Source organism: Psychrobacter okhotskensis, assembly GCF_965638355.1.
Lineage (GTDB): Bacteria > Pseudomonadota > Gammaproteobacteria > Pseudomonadales > Moraxellaceae > Psychrobacter > Psychrobacter okhotskensis.
On record NZ_OZ281822.1, the window covers coordinates 1320011 to 1343674 of the forward strand.

Below are 23664 nucleotides of genomic sequence, written 5' to 3' on the forward strand. Positions count from 1 at the left end.
TGAGTTAGGGGCGAGGTCTTTTTTATTCTTCTTTCCTGATTTTGAGTTACCTGTGAGAGATATTATGACTGTTCCACTGCATCGCCTGTATTCTTTTCGTCGTTGTCCTTATGCCATGCGTGCTAGGCTTGGCATCTTATTCGCTGAGTTACAAGTGGAGCTGCGGGAGATAACGCTCAAAAATAAACCGATGCAGATGCTAGCGATAAGTCCCAAAGCTACAGTGCCTGTTTTGCAACTGGCTGATGGTAGGGTGATTGAAGAGAGTAGAGAGATAATGGAGTGGGTGCTTGAGCAGCAAGATCCGCAAAGGTTGCTGGATTCAGAGGTTTTGCAACAGGCCAACGCTCTGATCGATAAAAACGATAACGAATTTAAACATTGGCTAGATCGTTATAAATATGCCGACCGTCATCCTGAGATGACTCAGGAAGAGTATCGACAACGGGGCGAAGTCTTTTTACAGGTGCTAGAAGAACTGCTGACTAAAAACCCTTATTTGCTAGGCGATAGCATAACGATTGCCGATATTGGCGTCATGCCTTTTGTCCGTCAGTTTGCACATGTGGATCGCGATGTTTTTTATGATCTACCTTACCCAAATCTACAGCGCTGGTTGCAAGATTGGCTGGCGCATCCATCATTCCTGCAGGCAATGAAAAAGTACCAGCCTTGGCAAGAAGAGGATGATGTGGTGTTGTTTCCTTCTTAACCCTAAGTGCTTAACGATAAGGGTTCATTAAGATGAACGTGCGTTATTAACGAGATGCTTAGTGGATATAACCACGCTTCATGGTTAAAAGCAGTATTTGGCCTCCTAAGGCGAAACTGTACGGGTAAAAGTGTATCGACAAGCACTATAAGACGTATAATGGTAACCTGCCGTATAACGGCGTGATTAGTCATTGGTAATTAGTGGTTATCGACTTATCACTAAACAGCGTAATGAGATTATTGATAGCGTTGAGTATGAGCTGCCAGGGTGTGAGCTGCCAGAGTGTGAGCGGTATTTTATGTATCACTTATTATCTAATAGCAATTAGCAGCAATAAAAATTTAACAAAGTACCTCCAAATAAAAAGGCCGTCCTGAATGAGCAATAATAACCCGTATAATTTTTTACCTTTGCAGCCGACTGGTAGAAACGAGACTGATACTGCTAACACTTATGCTCCTGAAGACATGATTAAAATATACGAGCAGCAGTTTCTCATTCAAGTACCTGAAGAAAAGCTGACCGAGTTTTTACCCGCGCTAAAGAGTTTTTATGATATTGACAATCATACGTTAGACGTCAGTGCGATTATTTTTGACGCAATCGCGGAGTCCTCTATCATTTATAATCATAAGGTCAAAGCAGGGCGCTATGAAATCCTAGGCGAGTTGGTAAAAGAAGTGATTGAATATGATGAAGACAATAAAAATGATGAAGGTATTGAAGACCTAGACGCTGAAGACAAAGAGATTCAAGCTTATACACTAGAGTGCAAGCGCACCTTTTTCATTAACGATGTAGAGATACCTTATCATTTTAACTTGTTCATTTATGGTGACGGTTATTCTACTTTGACCAAAAAAGAAACCGTATTAGAAAAAATGTACTGGTTCGTTAGAGGCAGATTCGAAGAAAATCTATTGGACGATACCGAAGAGAATGACAGTTTAGACTCGATCAATAAGCAGCTAGCCAGCTTAGGTATTCGAGAAATGGATCTGAACACTATAGATGAGACAGTGAGCTATGTTGAGGACAACATCATAGACGATGCCATGGTGGACGAGCTTAACACCTTATTAGATGCTGCTGAGTAGGTAGCAAGCGCTAAGAGTAGGGTATGTCCTAAATTCGCATGACAGTTATTTTAAAATACTGTTTATGCCAAAGCTGTTATAAAAAAGCCGTTACAAAAGAACATTTATACAAGATTATTGATATAAGGCACATTGCTATGCAACAAACACAGAACCCTGTGGATCAAAGACAAGATGCTGTAGAACATAAACCCGTATTCATGCCGAGAACCAACAGTGATAATCTGGTCAAAACGGACATGGTTCGGTTTGAGCGGCATGTGGGGTTTGCGAGTCGCCAAAAGAAAAAATCCATTAATGATATGCATCAAGTCATTCGTAAAAAGTATGGCTTTAGTCATGTCCTAGAGCTATCGAGTAAATCGGGCAATAAATTGAGTTTTCCGCTCAGTCCATTGAGCTTAAAGCTCACGAATGAGCAAGATGGGCAGCAATATAGTGTCGAAAACGCCTTTCAAAGCAGTATGGTTTTTGAGGATGATGGCCCTTATATCGACTTGCTAAGTGTGCCGCCAAGACAAGCCAAAAAGGACGAGCGCTTAATAACTTCAGGTGAGCTGATTGGCTATAATTATTTTGGCATGGAATGGAGCGTAGAGCCGTTGACGACATTTTATGACTGGCTGTATATCAATGCCCTAAAGCAAAACCCGCATCTGCATGAGGAAGTCATGCAATATCAGGCCTTTACTGATCGTGATTTTAATCCCAAAAAAACTATCCATTGTGCCGCTTATGCGCTGGCGATGTTTGTGGCGCTTAATAAACGCGAGTTGCTCGATAACATTGAAGACCCTGCGGTATTCTTCAATTTATATCATGAATTCAAAATAAGTAACACCGAGCAGCTTTTGGAAGAAGGGTGGGTTTGATTGCTCTGTGCTTTCAATTTGATATAAGAAGTCAATTGGTTTTCTAAAAGCGACGATACAAATGAGCACTGAGTTTCCTATATAATACGAGCCATCCAGTTATTAATTATTCATTCAATTTAGGTTTTTTTCTTAGCAGGAAAAGCCTTTTATTAAGTAAAACGGTGCTTTATGTTTAACGCTTCCTCGACTCGTTTAAATAAATACATCAGCGAAAGCGGTATTTGCTCCAGACGCGACGCTGACCGCTTTATTGAACAAGGTAATGTGTACGTCAATGGCAAGCGTGCTCAAGTAGGCGCGCAAGTAGTCGCTGGAGATGCGGTAAAAGTTAACGGCCAGCTTATTGAGCCACGAGAGCCTGATGATTTTGTTTTTATTGTGTTGAATAAGCCAGTAGGTATTGTCAGCACCACCGAGAGCTCTGAGAAAAACAACATCGTCGATTTTGTGAGACATAGTTTACGTATTTTCCCCATCGGTCGTTTGGATAAGGACTCCCAAGGTTTAATCTTTTTGACCAACAATGGCGATCTGGTGAATAAGGTATTACGTGCTGGCAATAATCACGAAAAAGAATATTTGGTCACGGTCAATAAACCGATCACCGATAGTTTCATCGAGGGTTTGGCCGGTGGTGTGCCTATTTTGGGGCAGATGACAAAGAAATGCCCGGTTACTAAGGTCGCACCCACCGTGTTTAACATCACGCTAGTTCAGGGTTTGAACCGCCAAATTCGCCGTATGTGTGAGCATTTTGGCTATGAAGTGGTGAAGCTTGAACGTACACGGATTATGAATGTCAGTCTTAAGGGAATTCCCGTTGGAGACTGGCGAGATTTGACCGAAAAAGAGCTGTCTGTTTTACTGAAGTCTATAGGAGCGTCTTCTTCAGAGGACAATAAATCGGGCAAGAAGTCTCAGAATGCGCCTCGAAAAAAAGCTCGCACTGATAGCTCATCAAAGCCAAAATCATCTTCAAAACCAACGGGCGCCGCAAAGGGAAGTACCAAACACTCAAAGGATGGTGCTAGAAAGCCGAAAGGTTCTAAAGATAAGCGTCCTTTTGGTGATAGCAATAAATCTCGTGGCAATGGCAAACCTACTGCACGTGGCAATCGGCCTTCAAAAGGTCGAGGCTCTAAGCGGTAACAGTCTTCAAAGTCATAGATTGGTAAGTAGTGGTTGACTGGTTTAGAGCGTTTTACAAAAGATACTGTATCAAAATCCAGATAACTTAAAGTTTGATTGCTTTATTCATTTATGAAATGGCAATAAGCTAAATAATCTTAACCTTAATGAGATAATATTATGTTCAAGATAAAAGTAGAACGCATTGTCAAAAAACCGATTAATGAGGTTTTTGAAGCACTAAGTGACCACGCTAGCTATGGATTATTTAAAGCTGTAGGTACTGCTAAATTGTTGACTGAAGGTGACGAGGAACGCAATGGCGTTGGCGCTTTACGATCAGTACAAACGGGCACCTTTAAAGTATGGGAGCGCATTACGGCGTTTGAGCGTCCCACCCATATGCAATACAAAATCGAAAAATCTAAACCTATAAGAATGCAACATAACAAAGGCATGATTGATCTAAAAGATTTAGGAGACGGAACCACACACGTGACTTGGCTGTCTGAAGGTCGAATAGTTGTGCCATTAATTGGATGGGCGTTGGATCGTAAAATGCAAAAACAAGGTACAAAAGTATTTAATAGTATGCTCAAGTCTTTAGAGAGCAGATAAACTAAAAGCCGCTAAACTAGCGGCCTCGCTTGATTGTATTCCAAGTATTGCTTAGCGTTTTTATAGTTGTTCTCAATCAATATTGATTCATTGATTGAGAGCAACTACAATTACTCTTAATTGGACTCGTTCTTGGCGGCTTCAATGTCGTTAAAGCGTGCCAATTGCTCTGGTGTTGCTGGTTGTTGATGCTTCTCTTTCCACTCAGAATAGGGCATGCCATAAACAAGCTCACGCGCGTCTTCGTAGTCGATGTCAATCCCACGCTCTTCACCAGCTGCTTTATACCATTTGGATAAACAGTTGCGACAAAAGTCAGCAAGGTTCATTAAATCAATATTTTGTACATCTTTACGCTCGTCCAAGTGAGCCAATAAACGACGGAATGCTGCGGCTTCTAATTCGATGTTGGATTCTAATTTTGCCATAAGATTCTTCCTAATGGTTAATTGTTAATGGGTATTTATGCATTGTTATACAGGGCATTTTAAGAGTAATGATAACCTGTTTTCTGTTCATTTAATGGTTGTCCATTTATTAAAAATTTATTTACATGAGCTAACATTGAAATTCCCTCCAAACCTGAAAAATTGGATAAAAGAACTCAGCGCTTTATAAAATCGCCTGTGTAGATAATGGCTTTTGATAAAATAGCGCAGTCAAGTTAGGTGAGAAACCAAAGTAAGTAGTGATATAATGCCCTGATAATCAATATTTTATGAAGGTTTACGTTATGGCTCGCACCGCTAGCGCATTACACATTTTAGTCAAAGATAAAGCATTGGCTGACGACATTATTGCCAAACTCAAAAAAGGCGCGCAGTTTGATGTACTGGCTAAGAAACACTCCACCTGCCCATCAGGCAAAAAAGGTGGCAGCTTAGGTGAGTTTGAAAAAGGCGACATGGTACCAGCATTTGATAAAGTCTGCTTCAGCGGCGAACTCTTTACCCCACATTTAGTGAAAACCAAATTTGGCTGGCATGTGGTTAAAGTGCTTTATAGGACGTAAGCGTTAGAGACTGTAGTGGCATAGAAGCCTTAAACTGTTTTTAATAGATGATGCACACAAGAAAAGCCAGACAGCTTAGTTGTCTGGCTTTTTTAATTCTTGGTACTTATCTGTCTGCTAAAAATCATGCTGACGTATATGTGTACTTCAATCGGATAGTTATAACCATAGTATTTACATACAACATCATCTAAGTGAGCATAGCGTTGAGAAATCATCTCAAATTGTATTTATGCGCTAAGCTCATAATTCCCGCAAAGCGTCTTTACGTGCTTAATAAAGCCGCCTTTATTATTGTATGCCCAGTAGTCCGCCCATATTTGAATATCATAGGTGCTCTGCGTAATCCCCTAAAAATAGACAAAAAAAAGCCTCACATCTCCCATTAAGAGATGTGAGGCTTTTGCGCTTTATTCAAGCTAATTTGGAGCGGGAAAAGAGATTCGAACTCTCGACCCCAACCTTGGCAAGGTTATGCTCTACCACTGAGCTATTCCCGCTGATTATCAATTAACTGTCGTTAGTTGATGAAGGCGTATTATACGCAGTTTTTTAAGAGTGTCAATACCTATGACGAAAAAAGTAAAAGTTAGTAAGACAGGTATGTTATCTGGCCATAAATGTATGTTATAACAGTTTCTTATAATATGCATTCCAAAAGCTTTGCATTAAATAAATAAGCTGGGATGTACTTTATAGTTAGTCATAATCAAATTAAAAACCAACAATACTTAGAATGATAAGTCAAAGGATAAGAAATGAGTCAACAATATACCATCGCTGATTATTTGTTTGATCGAATCGCTGAAGCGGGTGCCACTGAAATATTTGGTGTGCCCGGTGATTTTAATTTAACATTTTTAGACAATGTTATCGCTTCTGATAAATTGCGCTGGGTGGGTAACACCAATGAGTTGAATGCAGGCTACGCAGCTGACGGCTATGCACGTGAGCGTGGTTTTGCCGCTATGGTAACGACTTTTGGCGTCGGTGAGCTGTCAGCGATTAATGCAACGGCAGGCTCGTTTGCAGAGTATGCACCGGTATTGCATGTGGTCGGCGCACCAAGCACAGCATTGCAAGATTCCAAACGCCGGATTCACCATACTTTGGGTGACGGGGTATTTAACCATTTTATTAAAATGGTCGAGCCGGTGACTGTGGCGCGCGCGCACATTACACCTGAAAATGCTGCTTCTGAGATTGATCGGGTTATTCGTCTGATTCTTAAAAAGCATCGTCCCGGTTATTTACTGTTATCACCAGATGTTGCAAAAACGCCAATTTATCCGCCAACGACCAAACTTGTCGATAGTGAAGAAGATATCACCAGTCAAGCGGCGTTAGATGATTTTAAGCAAGCGCTAATAGAATTTCTGCCAAACAAAACCACCACGCTTATGGCAGACTTGATGGTGCATCGTTTAGGGCTGCAAAAGCAGTTAAAAGCGTTGCTTGCCGATACCAATATTCCTTATACGACGCTATCGTGGGGCAAAACTTTGCTTGACGAAAACAGTGATCGTTGGGCAGGGACTTATGCAGGCGTGGCATCGCGTCCCGTCGTTAAGGATATGGTCGAAAACTGTGAATGTTTGATTAAGATTGGCGTGCAGTATACGGATACGACGACAGCGGGTTTTAGCCAAAATATTGATGAAAATGTGGTGGTTGACCTGCATTATGAGCGTGCAAGTATCGCAGGCAGAAACTTTGCACCCATTGCCCTAAAAGATGCTCTAAAAACATTGCATGAGGTGATGACTTCAGATATTAACATTGTGCCAAAGCAGTTCTGTGAAGAGGTAAAGCCGCATGAGCAACATGGCAAGGATGATGAGGCTATCCGTCAAGATGACTTATGGCATATCATCGCTGATGCGCTTGATGATAAAAACTTGGTGTTTTCTGAACAAGGTACTGCCTATTTTGGTATCAGTGATGTGCGTCTGCCAGAAGGCGTGACGTCTTATGGACAGCCTATGTGGGGTTCTATCGGTTATACTTTGCCGGCGAGTTTAGGCGCGGCCATTGCATCGCCGCATAAGCGTAGTATTTTGCTGATTGGTGATGGCTCGGCATTATTAACCATTCAAGAGATTGCGGTCATGATTCAAGAGCGGGTCAATCCTGTGATTGTACTGATTAATAATGACGGCTATACCGTTGAGCGGGCGATTCATGGTGAAAATCAGTATTATAACGACATCCCTAAATGTGACTGGCAGCTGATGCCAAAAGCGTTTGGTGCTACTGATGATAATAGTCTGCTACTAAAAGCAGAGACAGCGGGTGAGTTAAAAGCAGCTCTCAAGCAAGCAGCTGCCGCCAAAGACAAGCTGGTTATGTTGGAAGTCATCGCTGGTAAGCATGATATCCCGCCACTACTGGCCGACATCAGTGCCGCGCTGAAGCCAAAAAATGATTGAGTAATTAATAAAAAACTCGCTTCATAAAAAAGTGCAAGAAGCCCCATCTAGCAATGTTGCTAAATGGGGCTTCTTGCACTTTTTTATCCTATAGATTAATTAATCAGTTATTGCTCTTATGTCGGTTTGCAGACTTTAGTATCATGGTAGATTGGGTTATTTCCAGCCCTTATCATTCCATAGGAGATGACCCCGTCGTGATTTGGCTAAAAATGCTTATTGGCGCTTTGATGGTTTTGCTCATTCAATTATTTGCGCAGACCAAATTCTTCTATCTGGCGGCATTGGCACCGCTATTCCCTACATTTACCCTGATCAGTCATTTCATCGTTGGTACTGAGCGTAGTGCCGCGGATCTAAGAGTGGCATTGATATTTAGTATGCTTGGTGTCATCCCGCATCTTATTTATACTTTTGTGGTGTTTTTCAGTATTGGCTATATGAGCTTATATAAGGCTTTACTATTGGGCGTCGTCGCTTGGATGATAGCCGCGGCTATCTTAGTACTGACATGGCAATACATTCAAGCTTAAGCATTCAGGCTTAGATTAGCTGATACAGATGACAATTATCGTTGAATAAAAGTTGACGTTTACATGAGGTAGTACAGACAGCTTTCATCTATAAACGGATATGATTTGGCTAAAATATCTTTTATAAAATTTGATAGTAGATGTTACGCTTGGCAGTGGTCGATTGACCATCGCTGATAGGCGCTTATCTGGTGTGATATCTACTGACAGTGCGACAACGTAAGTTTTTTTTGAATCAAGTAATATCCCACTCATCATAAATATAACCACAAATACAATCACGACAACGACAAAATAGGGCTTAAAAAATGGATACCTTAAATATCCTCTACTTGGTAGGCGCGATATTAATTTTCGCCAGTATCATGGCGAGTACATTATCGGCGCGCTTAGGCGTACCATTATTGTTGCTGTTTTTGATAGTGGGTATGTTGGCAGGCGAGCAGGGTATCTTGGGTATTGAGTTCTCTCAATATGCGCTAGCCAATTTCGTTGGGCAGGCAGCCTTAGCCTGTATCTTGCTAGATGGTGGTTTACGCACTTCCTTTAAATCGTTCCGAGTGGGTCTAAAGCCTGCGATTACGCTGGCCACGTGGGGCGTGTTGGTCACGGTCATGGTGCTAGGTGTATTTGTCACTTGGCTGCTCGATGTCGATTGGCGCTTTGGTTTGCTGATGGCAGCGATTGTCGGCTCAACCGATGCGGCAGCAGTATTTTCTCTATTACGTAATGGCGGTGTCAAGCTTAACGACCGTGTACAAGCCACGCTTGAACTTGAGTCTGGTGCCAACGATCCTTTGGCTATTTTATTAGTCACTGGTTTGATTGCCCTAAATGTTGATCCTGCTGGTCAGACAGTGTCTGGCTTTTTAGTTTTATTGCTACAGCAGCTGAGCTTTGGGCTAGGGATGGGCTTGTTATTCGGTTATTTCTTATCCCGATTATTGCCCAAGGTACATTTGGCAGAAGGCATGTACGCCATTTTAATCCTCTCCGCTGGCTTGGCTGTGTTCGCCGCGACCAATCTCATTGGCGGCAGTGGATTTTTGGCGGTATACCTCACTGGTGTGTTAATCGGTAACCATAAAGTGCGCTCGACTGAGCATGTCATGCGAGTGATGGACAGCTTTGCTTGGCTGTCTCAGGCGGTGCTGTTTGTGGTATTAGGACTGCTGGTCACTCCGTCAAACGTCCTCAATGTCTGGCATTATTCGGTTGCAATCGCGCTCTTTATGATCTTTGTCGCGCGTCCTATTGCCGTCTATACCAGTGTCAAACCTTTCAAATTTAAAGACAGAGAGATCGGGTTTATCTCTTGGGTTGGTTTACGCGGTGCAGTGCCTATTACTTTGGCAATTTTACCTGTTATGGCTGGTATAGATAATGCCTTTATGCTGTTTGATATTGCCTTTGGTGTCGTGGTCTTATCATTGATTTTGCAAGGCACAACTATCCCGACGATGGCCAATCTATTTAAAGTACGTATTCCAACCAATAAAGACCCAAAAGAGGAGCACGAGGTCTGGGTATCCGATAAGGCCAGTATCACGCTATATGAGTTTGAGGCAAAGTCAGGTGCATTTGCCATTGGGCGTCATCCTATGGGTATCTCTAAAGGCATCAATCCAGATGAAATCAGTGTCTTTGCGCTAGTCCGTAATCAGCAAATCGTAGTAGTCAATGACAACACAAAGCTAAAATTCGGCGATAGTGTCTGGTATGCCATGAGAGGTAATCACGCGAGCAAAATCGCTAAGATTTTTAATGACACGACATTGGATCGCAAAGCTATCGATGACTTCTATGGCGATTGGTTGCTATCACCGAGTGTCAAGCTTGGAGACTTGCCGTTTTTTACAGGAATTATGGCGTCTGAGACATTGGTAAAAACACTTAAAACGTCCGATGAAGACAGCGCAAAAAACATGTGGGAGCAGACGGTGGCCGAGTACGTGAAATCACACTTAGGTACTGCGCCAGTGTCAGGCGATACTGTTGTGATAAGCGATGAATGGTCATTGGTTATTAAGGAAGTCGATGACAAAGGGAAGCTAAGAACCATTGGTCTAAAGTACCAAGACCAAGCAGCGACCGCCTAAAATTTTGTCGCAAATTGTTAACAGCTGATGATCAAAACAGTAAGATAAAGCCTTGTCTTTAAAGGCATTACTTTCAATACAAGACAATGCACCAGCTATTAGGACACTGTGATTAAGAAACACTGAGAATCCGAGTAGCAAAATCTGCTGATAAATTACGCTTTAGAATAATTCTCTGACAACAAATTTATCATTTTATTCAAAAAATCTGCCACATGTTTGTGTAGGTTTTCTCGGTATGCCCAGTGATGCTTCACTTCATAGCTTGCCTCATCAGGCAGTAGTATTTTCATCAGCCCCATCTCTTCATAGCGCATTGCTAGATCGCGTGGCAAATAGCCAACATGATGACCTGCCAAAATCAGCTGCGCGGTTGCCTCCATATGATAAGTGGTAGCGCTTAACGTCTTGGGGCGGACATGATTGATGCTCATATCAGTAATATACCCTCGTTTTATCCATGGATGGTTTTGTTCCAAGTCCTCAAAGCTTAAGTTTTCTGAGTCATAAAACAGTTTATGCTCGCGTCCGCAGCAGACGACCTGTCTTTCAATAAATGCTGGCTGAAAAGTGAGTAATGGTGGAAAACTACCAAAATAACCCACGCCAATATCACTCTCGTTACTCAGCAGCTTCTCCAGCATGCTTTCAGGGCTTTGCACATCGATAGAAAAATGAATGAGTGGATTGTCACGATAGCTAGCAGCCAAGCATTGGCGCAAGGCGTCATAAAAAAACGTCGGCATCTGGTCAATGAGACACAGTCGGATATGACCGCCACGCACCGAATCTAATTGGCGAATATAGTGCAGTTGATGCTGAAAGCTGGCCACCGCTTCAGTAAAACTCAAGCAAGCCTCGTAAACCGCAGCGCCATCTTCTGTCAGCTTAAAACCCGCGCGGCCACGATGACAAAGCGTCATACCCAAGCGATCTTCTAAATGGGTTAAATGTCCACTAATAACAGAGGGCGTCACATTTAAGCGCGACTGAGCGGCGGTCACGCCTTGACACTCCACGATTGCCATAAAGCTACGCAAGGTTTTGATGTCTATTTTTATCAATTCATCTAACATCGAAAGTTATGTTCCCGTATCTATTGTCTTGACCAAAACTTTTATAAAACTTCTAATAATAACGATTAAATCTAACTTACTACGAAAAAATAGAAGTTTACTTCTGAATTTTACCATGGTCTGCCTACCGATATTTAGGTATTGTCAGAGTCATATAAAAATTGATATATAACAAATTGTCTATTTCGACGACATAAAACAAGGATGTGAATTATGAAATTCAATCAACCATTGAGCGGCAACGACATGCCAAGATTTGGCGGTTTTGCTTCTATGATGCGCCTGCCAACTCAGGCTGATGCAGCAGGATTAGACGTGGCTTTCGTTGGTGTACCTATGGATATTGGGGCGTCAAACCGTAGCGGTGCCAGATTGGGCCCTCGCCAGATTCGCGATGAATCACGCATGATTCGCCCTTATAACGTTGCCACTCGCGCGGCACCCTTTGAGTCTTTACAAGTCGCTGATATCGGCGACGTACCTATCAATACCTTCAATCTCTTAAAAAGTATCGATATCATCGAAAAGTTCTATACAGAAAAAGTCGTGAATCATGGTGCTATCCCATTGACATTGGGCGGCGATCATACCATTGCTTTGCCTATTCTGCGTGCACTCGCCAAAAAACATGGCCCTGTCGGTATGGTACATATTGATGCGCATGCAGATATCAATGATGAGATGTTCGGTGAAAAAATCGCTCATGGTACGCCATTTCGCCGTGCTGTCGAAGAGAACCTCATCGATGGCAATCGTGTGGTGCAGATCGGTCTGCGTGGCACTGGATATAGTGCTGAAGAGTTTGATTGGTCAACCCAGCAAGGCTTTCGCGTGGTACCTGCTGAGGAATGTTGGTATAAGTCACTGACGCCATTGATGGCAGAAGTGCGTGAAAAGTTAGGCGATGGTCCTGTTTATCTAAGTTTCGATATCGATGGTATTGATCCTGCATTTGCACCGGGTACGGGCACGGCTGAAATCGGTGGCTTAACCTCGACGCAAGGTATCGAGATTATTCGCGGTATGCGTGGCCTTGATGTCGTCGGAGGTGATTTAGTAGAAGTGTCACCACCGTACGACCCATTTGGTAACACCTCTGTATTAGCCGCGAACTTATTGTTTGAGATGCTGTGTATCTTGCCGGGCGTCCGCTACGACGATAAAGTCAAAGCGATCTATTAATCATCATTCGTTATCTTTTCGCCAAATTCATCCTTTGTTAATAGGGTGGTATTGGTTTTTATATTAGATTTAACGATTTCTTTAAATAATAATTAAATATTTTAGGATGATTAACTCATGACGCAAACGATGCAAACGCCTGCTTCAGCACCAGCCACGCCGTCTCTAACCTGCGGTGAGCTGCTCGTGCAATGGCTAGAGTATTATGGGGTAGAGACCGTATTTGGTATTCCGGGTGTCCATACGGTCGAGCTATATCGAGGTCTACCGAGTACCAGTATTCGCCACGTGACACCGCGTCACGAGCAAGGTGCTGGGTTTATGGCTGATGGCTATTACCGTGCGTCTGGCAAAGTTGGCGTCTGCTTTATCATTACTGGCCCCGGTATGACCAACATCATGACTGCTATGGCGCAAGCCTTGGCTGACTCTATCCCAATGCTGGTAATCTCTAGTGTCAATAAGGTAAAAGATACGGGTAGCGGTGAAGGGCACTTGCATGAATTGCATGACCAACAAGGCATGGTTAGTAAGGTAGCGCTCACCAGCAAAACCATCTGGCAGCCTGAAGCATTACCGAAAGTCATCGCTGAAGCTTTTGCTTTGTTTAATGGCGCGCGTCCGGGCCCCGTGCATATCCAGCTACCTATTGATGTGATTACCGCCGATGCCAGTCATGTCGCCAAGCCTCCTAGCTTGAGTCATATTGCAAAAGGTCAAGATAATACGAATGGCTTGACCTTTCCGCAAGTGATGCGACCGCTGCCCAATCCTGCGCAATTAGATTTGATTGTTGAAACTTTGAAAGCCGCAAAGAATCCCGTGATTCTTTATGGTGGTGGCTGTGTTGATGTCGACCATGATGCACAAAAACTGGCAGAGCTGATAGATGCCCCAACCTTTTTGACCATCAATGCTAAAGGGTTGCTACCACCTAATCATCCGTTGAGTTTGGGTAGCAATCAGTCATTAGATACCGGCCGTGCTGTTATTAGCGAGGCTGATTTAGTATTAGCCATTGGCACTGAGCTGGGTGAGACTGATTATGACGTGTTCTTTAATGGTGAGTTTAAAATCAATGGCACGCTGATTCGCATTGACTGCGATGCTCAGCAATTGCAGCGTCCTTTTAGAGCCGATATCGCCGTATTATCCGATGCGCAAGTGGCTATCAGTGGGCTGTGTAGCCGTTTAGAGGATCAGGCGTTAAACCATCAAGCAGTAGCGCGAGTAGCTGATGCAAAACAGTCACTTATAGAAAACATGACACCAGATTTTGCGGGTCAAAACGCGCTGCTGCAGCTGATTCGGGATGAGGTAGAAGACGTTATCTTTGTTGGTGATTCGACCCAGCCTGTCTATAGCGGCAACCTTGGCTTTGAAGCGTTGGCAACGCGTCGATGGTTTAACTCATCGACTGGATTTGGCACGTTAGGCTATGGTTTGCCTGCTGCAATTGGGGCTATGATTGGCTCAAACAGTCCGGTGGTTAGCTTGATTGGCGACGGTGGTATTCAGTTTACGATTGCCGAGCTCATCTGCGCCGCTGAGCTTGAGCTGCCGTTAATTGTCCTGCTGTGGAATAACCAAGGCTATGGCGAGATTCGTCGTTATATGGAGGAGGGCGGGTTGCCACTGATCGGGGTTAATATTAAGACGCCGAATTTTGAGCCATTAGCCGCAGGCTTTGGTGTTGGTTATCGTAGAATTACAGCCAAACAGCAACTGCTAGATGCATTGAAAGAAGATATTAAAGGCAAGCAACCTATTATTTATGAAGTTGATGAATCTGATGCATTTCTAACCGAAATGGGTAAGAGTTTTAGTTGTTTTAGTTAAAGGTTAAAGGCAGTGACATTAATAGTAAGAACACTAACAATAGTGAGGCTGGCTATATTAAAGTGTGCTGAATGAAGGACATAAAGAGGCAGATAAAAAACTCATTGCTAAATACGGTATCGATGATACGGTATCGCTATTTATTTATTTGAGAGATTGAAAAACCGAACCATCAGAAATTTACCCATAAGAAACTGAATCGACTCATTCGCTCAACCCAAGGATCGGTCAAAAAGCGAAAGAAACATTGGCGGTCGTCGCCTATCATGGAGGAATAAAATGACGAGTCATATTAGTAAGTCACAGCAGCCAGTTTTAGGTAACAATGCTGTCGATCCAAAAACACCAGAGGGCACACAATGGCGAGCAGCATTGTGGAAATTCCTGTTATTTTCCGCCCTTGGTATCGCCTTATTTATCATTCCATTCCAGTGGGATGGCAAGGTTACTATTTTATTAGGGGTATTGACCGATGCGCTGCAAGGCTGGATAGGAGACTATGTGGTTTACGTGGCCTTAGCGATTGTTACTACCTCCTTTATCGGTGCACTTGCTATTAAGCTGCTACGACCTACTTTGCAGCAAGACTCGATGCTAAAGAAGCTCTTCGATGTTGAATGGTTATGGCTCGCCGCCCGTTTTTTAGGCGCAGTATTTATCTGGATGATCTTTTTACAAGTAGGCCCCGAGTTTATTATTAATCGTAATACTGGCGGCGTTATTTTTGAAGATTTGATTCCGATTTTGATTCCTCTCTTCTTTTTCGCCATCTTATCGTTACCGTTTTTGACCGATTTTGGCTTGATGGAATTTTTAGGGACGCTATCGAGCAAGGTATTTATCAAGCTGTTTAAACTGCCCGGACGCTCAGCGGTCGATGCGATGTCTTCTTGGTTTGGCGCGGCGTCTATTGGTTTGCTCGTGACCATGCAAGAGTATGACAAAAGCTACTATAGCCAGCGTGAAGCGGCGATTATTGCCACGACTTTTTCGGTGACCTCAATTGCCTTTACGTATGTCGTTGCCAAGACTATTGGCGTTGACAATAACTTTGTCTTCTTTTATCTCACCATCGCGTTGACCGGTTTTGTCGCGGCCATTATCATGCCACGTATCCCGCCATTGTCATTAAAGGCCAACACTTACCATTCTGGCAAATGTATGCTAGATGAAGAGATTCCTGCGCAGTATAGTATGCCGCAGTGGGCGCTCAATCGTGCCGTGACGCGTGCGCACTCTATGCCCAGTCTGGCGAGCGTATTTAAGCATAGCGTAAAGAATCTATTTGATATTTATTTCGGCTTAATCCCTGTTATTTTCGCTATCGGCACCATTGGTCTGGGGCTAGCAGAGTACACGCCTGTATTCAACTGGATATCCGCGCCCCTCGTGCCAGTGCTTGAATTGTTAAAGATTCCAGAAGCGGCAGAAGCTGCGCCTGCCATGATTATGGGCTTTGCTGATATGTATCTACCAGCGTTGGTTGGTAAAAGCATTGAAAGTGAGATGACACGATTTATCGTTGGAGCGGCCTCTATTACCCAGATTATTTATATGTCTGAGGTCGGGGCGCTAATTTTGAAATCAAATATCAAGCTCAATGTGTTAGAGCTGTTTATGATCTTCATTCTCCGTACTTTAATTAGCTTAGTTATTATCACCTCAGTAGCCCATCTTCTATACTAGTTAGATATATTGATACTTAGTCAAAATTATCAGATATAACTGATGGTTTTGGCTAAGTTTGACGCGATTAATTCTACTTCTACATAGGCTTAACCAATTTTTAGTGGTTGTAAATAATAACTTTTGACTGGTGTTAAGCTATAGTTTATACAATTTAAAAAAGATAAAAAGTGACTGAGTGCCGATGTATATGTAATAACTCAAGCACGCTTAAGAGTGTAATTTTTTTATAGTGAATTGACTGTTTTTAAATAGGTTTGATATCAAGCTGATGATGGTTATTTAGTTAAAATCCGACGAAAAATATATGCTACGATTAAATGAAGCAATTCAATATATTCAAATAAAATAATGGTGTTCTTTTCACTCTAATGGACTAGATAATAATATGAATATTAACTTCCCTGACCTCGAAAAGCTGATAAAGATAGCTGAACGCTCTAACATAAATTCCTTAGAAGTAACGGATGGTGACGCGCGTATCTCTATAATATGTCGATCTGATGGCAACGAGAGTATCAGTGGTGACAACAACAATAACAATAAGCGCAATCTTGCTAGCACTTCCGGCTCAAAACAGCGAGCGAATATAAGCGCTGAGAGCAATCAAAACGATGTTGGTAATGATGACGCAGTTCTCAATAAAAAAGAGGCAAATGAAGACGCCCAAAAACAAGTAACAGCACCTATGCTAGGCACTTTTTATCGACGCTCAGAGCCTACAGCTGACGAGTTTGTTAAAGTAGGGGATAAGGTAGACAAAGGACAGACGCTATGTATTATTGAGGCTATGAAAATGATGCACGAGGTCAAAGCTGAGTTTCCATGCACTATTAAAGAGGCATTAGTTGATGAAGGTGATGTTGTAGAATATGGACAGGCCTTGTTTGTTATTGAACCAGCCAGCTAAGATTAGCGTACATTGCTTACGTACTATACTTTTTAGGAATATCAGCTTAGGAAAATCGACATGTTCTCAAAAATCTTAATTGCTAACCGTGGCGAGATTGCCTTACGCATTGTGCGAGCTTGTAAACAGTTGGGTATCCAATCAGTCATAGCCCATTCGGAGGCGGATAGAGACTCGCTACCCGTACGTTTAGCTGATGAGAGCATATGTATCGGCCCTGCCAATGCAACACACAGCTACTTAAATAAAAAAGCGATTGTCTCTGCGGCAAAAATGACCAATGCCGACGCCATCCACCCAGGCTATGGGTTTTTGTCCGAAAATGCTGAATTTGCGGATTTGATTGAAAAGTCGGGTCTCGTTTTTATCGGGCCGACCGCAGATAATATTAGACAGATGGGAGACAAGGTCGCTGCTAAAAAGCAAATGATTGCCGCGAGTGTGCCTTGTGTACCTGGTTCCGAAGGTGCTTTGCCCGCAGATAGCGATCAGATAATCAAGATTGCAAGTGATGTTGGCTATCCCGTCATTATCAAAGCTGCGAGTGGTGGTGGTGGACGCGGTATGCGAGTCGTGGAACAAGAGGCCGATTTATTATCCGCTATTTCTATGACGCAGACAGAAGCCAAAGCCAATTTTGGTAGTGCTATCGTTTATCTCGAAAAGTACCTACAAGCGCCACGGCATGTTGAAATCCAAGTGCTGTCTGATACCCATGGCAATGCTATTTATCTAGGTGAGCGCGATTGCTCTATGCAGCGCCGCCACCAAAAAGTAATAGAGGAAGCGCCAGCACCAGGGATTACTGATGAACAAAGACAGCGGATAGGTCAAGCTTGCGCGACTGCCTGTCAGCAAATGAAATATAGAGGGGCGGGTACGTTTGAGTTTTTATACGAAAACGACGAGTTCTTTTTTATCGAGATGAACACTCGTGTTCAGGTTGAGCATCCTATTACCGAGATGGTTACTGGGGTCGACATCGTTCAAGAACAAATACGAGTGGCCGCAGGGTTAGAGCTATCACATAAACAAAGTGATATCGTTATCACTGGACACGCTTTTGAGTGCCGTATTAACGCTGAAAATCCGAATACGTTTTTGCCTAATGCTGGCCGTATAGATTACTGTCATATGCCAGCAGGGCTCGGTATTCGAGTTGATAGCCATATCGAGTCGAACTATACCGTTCCGCCCTCTTATGACAGTTTAATCGCGAAAATATGCGTGTATGACCATTCAAGGGAAGCGGCGATTAAGAAGATGCAAGCAGCCTTATCAGAAGCGCAAATTACAGGCATTGATACCAATATCAGCCTGCACGAGCGACTGTTTAAAGATGAAGCGTTTCGTCAGGGTCAAGTGAGTATTCATTATCTAACCGAATGGATAAAAGAGAATATCTAAGTTAAGTTTTAATATCTAAAAATAGATCTGAAGCCGACATGAAAGACAAAGATAACGGAGCGTGTGCTAATGGAATTACAATGGCAGCTATGCAGTGAGACCAATCTAACTTTGTTTTTCCCTAAACCTATAACGTTAGAGAAGCAGCAACAGTGCTGGGCGCTCGCCGACAGCATACAGCAAATGCCAGAAGTCTTAGAAGTCGTCATCGGCATGAATACACTAAGTGTCTTCACCGTCTCCTTAACATGGGTGGAGCTTGAAGCGTTTAAAGATAAACTATCAGCTCTACTTGATGACATTCCTTCAAAAACCATAAACGGTAAGCATGTGGATATTCCCGTACATTATGGCGGCAAATATGGCCCTGATTTAAAAACACTGGCCACTGAACTGGGTCTCTCCGTTGAAGCGGTTGTTAATTTACACACCGAGGCGACTTATACGATTTATTTCATTGGTTTTCAGCCCGGATTTCCTTATCTTGGCGGCTTATCTGAATCCTTATATTTTCCAAGACATGCGACCCCAAGAACGAAAGTGCCTGCAGGTTCGGTCGGCATCGGTGGTGAACAAACCGGTGTCTATCCTTTTGAATCCCCAGGTGGTTGGCAGCTGTTAGGCCAAACTGATATACCTTTATTTGATTTAACAAAAGCGTCTCCTACTTTGCTTAACGCAGGCGATACCTTGAAATTTACCGCTATTGATATTTATGAATAAAACACCTTTAAATCAGGTATCTGCTCATACCAATAAATAGGGGCTATCAATGAAGATTTTAACCACTAGTGCGCTTGCTAGCATCCAAGACTCGGGACGATTTGGCTATCGAAGCATGGGCGTGGATAGAAGTGGGGTAATGGATAGCTGGGCTTTGCAAGCGGGAAATGCGTTGTTAAAGAACGACCTTAACGAGCCTGCTATCGAAATAGCGGTCGGTAGTCTCACGATACAGTTTGAAGAGGACGTCAGTTTTTGTTTAACGGGTGCGCTCTACGAGGCATATATAGATGATAAGCGTATTCCTTGCTATTGGCGTATTAATGCGCAGGCAGGGCAAACGCTTAAACTGCTGCGTCCATTACAAGGTATGTATACCTATCTGTGTGTACATGGCGGCTTTGATATCGAGCCAGTCCTACAATCGTCCAGCACCAATCTAAAAGCCAGTTTTGGCGGTTTTAAAGGTAGATACCTTAAAGCAGATGATGTTCTAAAAGTGAGAACATCCTCAAGCTTACGGGTTATAGGAGTGGCTCGCCTTGAGCCAACCAATAGGATTAGAGTAATAAAAAACAGTGAGTATGAGTACTTTACCTCTGCCTCAAAAGCCGCGTTTGAATCACAGCAATGGCAACTACAAAGCAGTAGCAACCGTATGGGCTATCGCTTGGATGGTACCGCACTTGAGTTTAATGAAGCTACGCAAATGAGCTCGCACGGTGTCGATATTGGCATGATTCAAGTACCGCCGCAAGGGCAGCCGATTGTTCTGATGGCTGATGCCCAAACGACGGGTGGCTATCCTAAAATTGCGACGGTAATTAACGCTGATATAGGGCTCATGGCGCAAATTCGGTTTGGTAAAACTTGTCAATTTGTCATCATAGAGGTAGAGCAAGCATTGCGTGAGCAGCAAAAAAGACAATACTATATCGAGCAAATTAAGGAGTACGCCCATGAAAGTTGATTTAAATGCCGACGTTGCCGAAGGCTGCGGACAAGATGAGAAGCTGATGACCATAGTAAGTTCGGCTAACGTGTGCTGTGGATTACATGCCGGTTCTTATGCCGAGATGCTAATCACCTTACAGTTGGCAAAAGAAAATAACGTCAGGGTAGGGGCCCATCCCAGTCTAGACGATAGAGAGAACTTTGGTCGTACCGATCAAGTTTTAGACGAAGAAGGCTATCGTGCCTTAATGCGGTATCAGTTGGGAGCAACCAAAGCGCTTTGCGACTTGGTTGGTGTGCCGTTAGAGTATGTTAAACCGCATGGCGCTTTATATAACCAAGCCGCTGCCAATGAATCATTAGCAGATATTCTGGTCAGTGAAATTAAGAATTTCGATTCCAATTTAAAAGTGATGGGTTTGTCGGGTGGCTATCTGGTCAAGTCAGCAAAAAATCATGGTCTAGAGGTGATATCTGAAGTATTCGCTGATAGGAACTATGAGAAGGATGGCTCGCTAGTCTCGCGTAGCAAAGACAATGCCCTAATAACGGACACGGATGAAGCGACCAATCATGTGCTACAAATGATTACTGAAGGGTTTGTAACCAGTGTATGCGGTGAAAAAGTGCCGGTAGATGCCCAAAGCGTCTGCTTACATGGCGACGGCGAACACGCCATTCTTTTTGCTCAAGAAATAAAAAAGCAGCTTGAGCTAAAAGGTATTGAGATATCAGCTTAATATTAGATTAATAATAGTTTGAACAACCTACTCTGTATAAAACAAGGATGTTTATGAGTACCTTAAAAAAACACAATACAGCTATTTTAGGTGCCGCCTTTTTGATGGCAACCTCAGCAGTAGGGCCAGGGTTTTTGACACAAACTGCTACTTTTACCGAAAGCCTGATGGCAAGCTTTGGTTTTGTTATTTTAATCTCTATTGTCATGGATATTGGCGTCCAGCTTAACGTTTGGCGAGTAGTCGCCGTATCCAAAAAGCGCGCGCAGGAAATTGCTAACTTGGTGTTTCCTGGAGTGGGTTATTTGCTCGCTTTCCTGATTATTGCTGGAGGCTTAGCATTTAATATCGGTAATATTGGCGGCGCTGGTCTTGGTATGCAGTCGATGTTCAATATCTCGCCCATTACTGGCGCACTGATCAGTGGTGTTATCGCTGTTGCTATATTTCTAGGCCGCGAAACCGGCCCTATCATGGATAAGTTCACTCAGCTAATGGGCTTTATTTTAATTGTGTTAATTATCTATGTAATGTTTAAGTCTGATCCACCATTAGCTGAAGCAGTTACCAAAACCATTATGCCTGATAAGATAGATGCGGTAGCGATCGTAACCTTAGTAGGCGGTACGGTTGGTGGTTATATTACTTTCTCTGGTGCTCATCGCTTGTTAGAAGCAGGCGTCAGCGGAGAAGAAAACCTAGACTCTGTGACCAGAAGCTCGGTCTCTGGCATTTTGATTGCCTCTGTTATTCGCGTCTTCTTATTCCTTGCTGTCTTGGGCGTGGTCTCCAAAGGTATCGCGTTAGACCCCTCAAATCCAGCAATGTCGCCTTTTCAGTATATCCTAGGCAATACTGGTAAAGTTGTTTTTGGTATGGTGATTTGGGCGGCCTCAGTGACCTCTGTTATTGGCGCTGCGTATACTTCCGTATCTTTTATGACCAATTTTCATCCCTTTATCGAGACCCATAAGCGCTATTTTATTATTGGTTTTATTGTCATCTCGACATTCGTCTTTGCCACTATCGGCAAGCCAGCTCAAGTACTTGTATTAGTCGGGACGTTAAATGGCTTAGTACTACCTATCGCTATGGTGATTATACTTATTGCGGCCTATAGAAAAACTATCGTCGGCAATTATAAACACCCTATTTGGATCGCTGTCTTTGGTTGGTTGATTGCTATTGCGATGAGTATTCTAAGCGTGATGACTATCGCTCAATATCTTGGTATCAGTTAAGGAGTTTATGATGGATATAGAACAAGTGGCGCGGGTGGTTAAACTCGTTGAAAGCAGCCGATTGTATAAAGTAACGATTGAAGATAACGGGCAGTCAATTACCGTAGTTAATAACATAAACCAGCAGAAGACTGCCAGCCCCGTAAAAACAAAGGCTGTTCAAGATAGTACGGATAAAAACAGTGCAGATCAAAATGGTAGCGCCATTAAAAATAATCTACCGAAGGTGCGCGCGACGCATGTTGGACGGGTTTATTTAAGTGAAGATGGGGCAACTGATCCTTTAGTGAGCAAGGGCGATCATATTGAAAAAGGTCAAACGATTTGCTTTATTGAAGAGTTGACTCGACTGCTACCTGTGGTCAGTGACAAAGAAGGGGTTGTGAGCGATATATTGGTTGAGGATGGGCAAGGTGTTGAATACGGGCAGTCTATTTTAGCTTTGGAATTATATTAAAATGATCGTTAGGATCATCGATGATTAGGCGAGCTTAGCATGTGAAGTATGGCTTACATGCTTTAGCTAATATACATATTACTCTCAATATTATTCTTCATATGCAGTAGACGCGGGGCAATGTCTTCTTCTAGTTTAGTACGACTAAGAACAAAACTAGGTGCGCCGCAATTAAAAGTCAGTAAGCCCTCAGTTGGATGCATGATGGCAGTGGCGACAGCGTTGACGTCTTTTTGCCATTCACTAATCGAAAAGCAATAACCATAGTCGTCATAATCTCTAAAGGCTTTATCCAGTCCGCGTCTAATTTTCAGCCAATCATCTTTATACTTACTACGGATGGCATCAAGGATAAATTCTTGCTCAGCAGCGGGCATACTGGCTAAACACGCACGTCCCATTGAGCTTAAATGAATGGGTAGATATGAGCCGACATTACGTCGCATGGTAGTCGTCCCAGACCCTTGTACGACATTGAGATATACCATCCTCAGGCGATCACGGGTTGCCATAGCGACCGCACTATTGGCATAATCTGCCAGTTCTTCCATATAGGGGGTGACTAAATTGTTGATAGAGATATTCGCCATCATCGTATAGCCAAACCCTAAGACACCGGCAGAAAGCTGATATTTACTACTGTTGGTCGATTGCTTTAGATATCCTAACTTCACAAGAGTATAAGTCAGACGCGTAATTGTCCCTTTAGGCAGCCCAGTTAATTGGCTTAAGTCTTGATTACCCAGATAAGGGCGCTGCGGGGTAAAACAACGCAGCAGCTCTAGCCCGCGTGCCAAAGCGGTAATGAACTGCCTATCGTTTTTATCTCTCATGTCACTAATCGGCTCTAACAGCTCAATATGTGTTGATTTATTAGAGTCTTCATCAGCAAGGATATTAGTTGTCATATACGATTTGTTGCTCTTAGTTAAATTGATTTAAA

General features: G+C 43.0%; 22 protein-coding genes and 1 tRNA gene. 19 read left to right on the forward strand and 4 right to left on the reverse strand.

Annotated elements, in window-relative coordinates; genetic code table 11:
• The first annotated feature begins 64 nt into the window (after positions 1–64).
• The 5 genes from ACSUPM_RS05670 (at position 65) to ACSUPM_RS05690 (ending at position 4433) form a co-directional block, all read left to right on the forward strand.
• Positions 65–712, forward strand: a complete 648-nt coding sequence (locus ACSUPM_RS05670; protein WP_201576336.1) for a glutathione S-transferase — start codon at positions 65–67, stop codon at positions 710–712.
• A 380-nt stretch (positions 713–1092) separates the two neighbouring features.
• Complete coding sequence (locus ACSUPM_RS05675; RefSeq protein ID WP_025650865.1) at positions 1093–1812, forward strand: hypothetical protein; 720 nt, start codon at positions 1093–1095, stop codon at positions 1810–1812.
• 158 nt (positions 1813–1970) lie between these two features.
• Positions 1971–2684 carry a DarT1-associated NADAR antitoxin family protein gene (locus tag ACSUPM_RS05680; protein WP_201575760.1) on the forward strand — a complete coding sequence of 238 codons (714 nt, stop codon included), beginning with the start codon at positions 1971–1973 and terminating at the stop codon, positions 2682–2684.
• Between the two features lie 171 nt (positions 2685–2855).
• The gene (rluF, locus tag ACSUPM_RS05685; RefSeq protein WP_201566048.1) at positions 2856–3836 is read left to right on the forward strand and encodes a 23S rRNA pseudouridine(2604) synthase RluF; all 981 of its coding nucleotides are present in this window, start codon (positions 2856–2858) and stop codon (positions 3834–3836) included.
• Positions 3837–3995: 159 nt separating this feature from the next.
• Positions 3996–4433, forward strand: coding sequence for an SRPBCC family protein (locus tag ACSUPM_RS05690; protein ID WP_101212045.1), 438 nt, complete (start codon positions 3996–3998; stop codon positions 4431–4433).
• 116 nt (positions 4434–4549) lie between these two features.
• On the opposite strand, the gene ACSUPM_RS05695 is transcribed toward ACSUPM_RS05690, so the two are convergent.
• Positions 4550–4861, reverse strand: a complete 312-nt coding sequence (locus ACSUPM_RS05695; RefSeq protein ID WP_025650869.1) for a DUF1244 domain-containing protein — start codon at positions 4859–4861, stop codon at positions 4550–4552.
• Positions 4862–5166: 305 nt separating this feature from the next.
• On the opposite strand from ACSUPM_RS05695, the gene ppiC reads away from it, so the two are divergent.
• Positions 5167–5445, forward strand: coding sequence for a peptidylprolyl isomerase PpiC (gene ppiC, locus ACSUPM_RS05700; protein WP_201566049.1), 279 nt, complete (start codon positions 5167–5169; stop codon positions 5443–5445).
• A gap of 425 nt (positions 5446–5870) precedes the next feature.
• Here ppiC and ACSUPM_RS05705 read toward each other — a convergent pair.
• Positions 5871–5945 (reverse strand) — tRNA-Gly (locus tag ACSUPM_RS05705).
• Between the two features lie 258 nt (positions 5946–6203).
• Between ACSUPM_RS05705 and ACSUPM_RS05710 the strand changes: the two genes are divergently transcribed.
• From ACSUPM_RS05710 to ACSUPM_RS05720, 3 genes are all read left to right on the forward strand, one after another.
• Positions 6204–7874, forward strand: coding sequence for an alpha-keto acid decarboxylase family protein (locus ACSUPM_RS05710; protein ID WP_025650871.1), 1671 nt, complete (start codon positions 6204–6206; stop codon positions 7872–7874).
• A gap of 197 nt (positions 7875–8071) precedes the next feature.
• Positions 8072–8407, forward strand: a complete 336-nt coding sequence (locus ACSUPM_RS05715; RefSeq protein ID WP_436880265.1) for a GlpM family protein — start codon at positions 8072–8074, stop codon at positions 8405–8407.
• Between the two features lie 308 nt (positions 8408–8715).
• Complete coding sequence (locus ACSUPM_RS05720) at positions 8716–10506, forward strand: potassium/proton antiporter (protein ID WP_201566050.1); 1791 nt, start codon at positions 8716–8718, stop codon at positions 10504–10506.
• Between the two features lie 155 nt (positions 10507–10661).
• Here the strand turns inward: ACSUPM_RS05720 and ACSUPM_RS05725 are convergent, their stop codons facing one another.
• Positions 10662–11582 carry a LysR family transcriptional regulator gene (locus ACSUPM_RS05725; protein WP_201566051.1) on the reverse strand — a complete coding sequence of 307 codons (921 nt, stop codon included), beginning with the start codon at positions 11580–11582 and terminating at the stop codon, positions 10662–10664.
• A 213-nt stretch (positions 11583–11795) separates the two neighbouring features.
• Between ACSUPM_RS05725 and speB the strand changes: the two genes are divergently transcribed.
• The 10 genes from speB (at position 11796) to ACSUPM_RS05775 (ending at position 22721) form a co-directional block, all read left to right on the forward strand.
• Positions 11796–12764 (forward strand): agmatinase, encoded by a 969-nt coding sequence (speB, locus tag ACSUPM_RS05730; RefSeq protein ID WP_201584031.1) that lies wholly within the window; start codon positions 11796–11798, stop codon positions 12762–12764.
• A gap of 117 nt (positions 12765–12881) precedes the next feature.
• The gene (locus ACSUPM_RS05735; RefSeq protein ID WP_350587827.1) at positions 12882–14603 is read left to right on the forward strand and encodes a 5-guanidino-2-oxopentanoate decarboxylase; all 1722 of its coding nucleotides are present in this window, start codon (positions 12882–12884) and stop codon (positions 14601–14603) included.
• 279 nt (positions 14604–14882) lie between these two features.
• Positions 14883–16289: a YjiH family protein gene (locus ACSUPM_RS05740; RefSeq protein ID WP_201575721.1), complete on the forward strand. Its 1407-nt coding sequence runs from the start codon at positions 14883–14885 to the stop codon at positions 16287–16289.
• 388 nt (positions 16290–16677) lie between these two features.
• On the forward strand, positions 16678–17199 hold the full coding sequence (accB, locus tag ACSUPM_RS05745) for an acetyl-CoA carboxylase biotin carboxyl carrier protein (protein ID WP_201555356.1): 522 nt from the start codon (positions 16678–16680) through the stop codon (positions 17197–17199).
• Between the two features lie 60 nt (positions 17200–17259).
• The gene (accC, locus tag ACSUPM_RS05750; RefSeq protein WP_436880266.1) at positions 17260–18606 is read left to right on the forward strand and encodes an acetyl-CoA carboxylase biotin carboxylase subunit; all 1347 of its coding nucleotides are present in this window, start codon (positions 17260–17262) and stop codon (positions 18604–18606) included.
• Positions 18607–18675: 69 nt separating this feature from the next.
• Complete coding sequence (pxpB, locus tag ACSUPM_RS05755; RefSeq protein ID WP_201566056.1) at positions 18676–19329, forward strand: 5-oxoprolinase subunit PxpB; 654 nt, start codon at positions 18676–18678, stop codon at positions 19327–19329.
• 49 nt (positions 19330–19378) lie between these two features.
• A complete protein-coding gene (locus tag ACSUPM_RS05760) occupies positions 19379–20299 on the forward strand; it encodes a biotin-dependent carboxyltransferase family protein (protein WP_025650881.1) in 921 nt (306 codons plus the stop codon).
• Positions 20289–21023, forward strand: coding sequence for a 5-oxoprolinase subunit PxpA (gene pxpA, locus ACSUPM_RS05765; RefSeq protein ID WP_025650882.1), 735 nt, complete (start codon positions 20289–20291; stop codon positions 21021–21023). Before ACSUPM_RS05760 ends, pxpA begins: the two co-directional genes overlap by 11 nt.
• Before the next feature lie 53 nt (positions 21024–21076).
• Positions 21077–22264, forward strand: a complete 1188-nt coding sequence (locus ACSUPM_RS05770; protein ID WP_025650883.1) for an NRAMP family divalent metal transporter — start codon at positions 21077–21079, stop codon at positions 22262–22264.
• Positions 22265–22271: 7 nt separating this feature from the next.
• A complete protein-coding gene (locus tag ACSUPM_RS05775; RefSeq protein WP_227502333.1) occupies positions 22272–22721 on the forward strand; it encodes an acetyl-CoA carboxylase biotin carboxyl carrier protein in 450 nt (149 codons plus the stop codon).
• 62 nt (positions 22722–22783) lie between these two features.
• Here ACSUPM_RS05775 and ACSUPM_RS05780 read toward each other — a convergent pair whose 3' ends face one another.
• On the reverse strand, positions 22784–23629 hold the full coding sequence (locus tag ACSUPM_RS05780) for an IclR family transcriptional regulator (protein WP_025650885.1): 846 nt from the start codon (positions 23627–23629) through the stop codon (positions 22784–22786).
• Positions 23630–23664 lie beyond the last annotated feature (35 nt).

Coding starts and splice junctions, on each gene's coding strand:
- rluF (WP_201566048.1), top strand. CDS start 2,856: ATGTTTAACGCTTCCTCGACTCGTTTAAATAAATACATCAGCGAAAGC.
- ACSUPM_RS05735 (WP_350587827.1), top strand. CDS start 12,882: ATGACGCAAACGATGCAAACGCCTGCTTCAGCACCAGCCACGCCGTCT.
- ACSUPM_RS05760 (WP_025650881.1), top strand. CDS start 19,379: ATGAAGATTTTAACCACTAGTGCGCTTGCTAGCATCCAAGACTCGGGA.
- accB (WP_201555356.1), top strand. CDS start 16,678: ATGAATATTAACTTCCCTGACCTCGAAAAGCTGATAAAGATAGCTGAA.
- pxpA (WP_025650882.1), top strand. CDS start 20,289: ATGAAAGTTGATTTAAATGCCGACGTTGCCGAAGGCTGCGGACAAGAT.
- pxpB (WP_201566056.1), top strand. CDS start 18,676: ATGGAATTACAATGGCAGCTATGCAGTGAGACCAATCTAACTTTGTTT.
- ACSUPM_RS05670 (WP_201576336.1), top strand. CDS start 65: ATGACTGTTCCACTGCATCGCCTGTATTCTTTTCGTCGTTGTCCTTAT.
- ACSUPM_RS05740 (WP_201575721.1), top strand. CDS start 14,883: ATGACGAGTCATATTAGTAAGTCACAGCAGCCAGTTTTAGGTAACAAT.
- ACSUPM_RS05725 (WP_201566051.1), bottom strand. CDS start 11,582: ATGTTAGATGAATTGATAAAAATAGACATCAAAACCTTGCGTAGCTTT.
- ppiC (WP_201566049.1), top strand. CDS start 5,167: ATGGCTCGCACCGCTAGCGCATTACACATTTTAGTCAAAGATAAAGCA.
- ACSUPM_RS05695 (WP_025650869.1), bottom strand. CDS start 4,861: ATGGCAAAATTAGAATCCAACATCGAATTAGAAGCCGCAGCATTCCGT.
- ACSUPM_RS05710 (WP_025650871.1), top strand. CDS start 6,204: ATGAGTCAACAATATACCATCGCTGATTATTTGTTTGATCGAATCGCT.
- ACSUPM_RS05770 (WP_025650883.1), top strand. CDS start 21,077: ATGAGTACCTTAAAAAAACACAATACAGCTATTTTAGGTGCCGCCTTT.
- ACSUPM_RS05780 (WP_025650885.1), bottom strand. CDS start 23,629: ATGACAACTAATATCCTTGCTGATGAAGACTCTAATAAATCAACACAT.
- ACSUPM_RS05675 (WP_025650865.1), top strand. CDS start 1,093: ATGAGCAATAATAACCCGTATAATTTTTTACCTTTGCAGCCGACTGGT.
- ACSUPM_RS05690 (WP_101212045.1), top strand. CDS start 3,996: ATGTTCAAGATAAAAGTAGAACGCATTGTCAAAAAACCGATTAATGAG.
- speB (WP_201584031.1), top strand. CDS start 11,796: ATGAAATTCAATCAACCATTGAGCGGCAACGACATGCCAAGATTTGGC.
- accC (WP_436880266.1), top strand. CDS start 17,260: ATGTTCTCAAAAATCTTAATTGCTAACCGTGGCGAGATTGCCTTACGC.
- ACSUPM_RS05775 (WP_227502333.1), top strand. CDS start 22,272: ATGATGGATATAGAACAAGTGGCGCGGGTGGTTAAACTCGTTGAAAGC.
- ACSUPM_RS05720 (WP_201566050.1), top strand. CDS start 8,716: ATGGATACCTTAAATATCCTCTACTTGGTAGGCGCGATATTAATTTTC.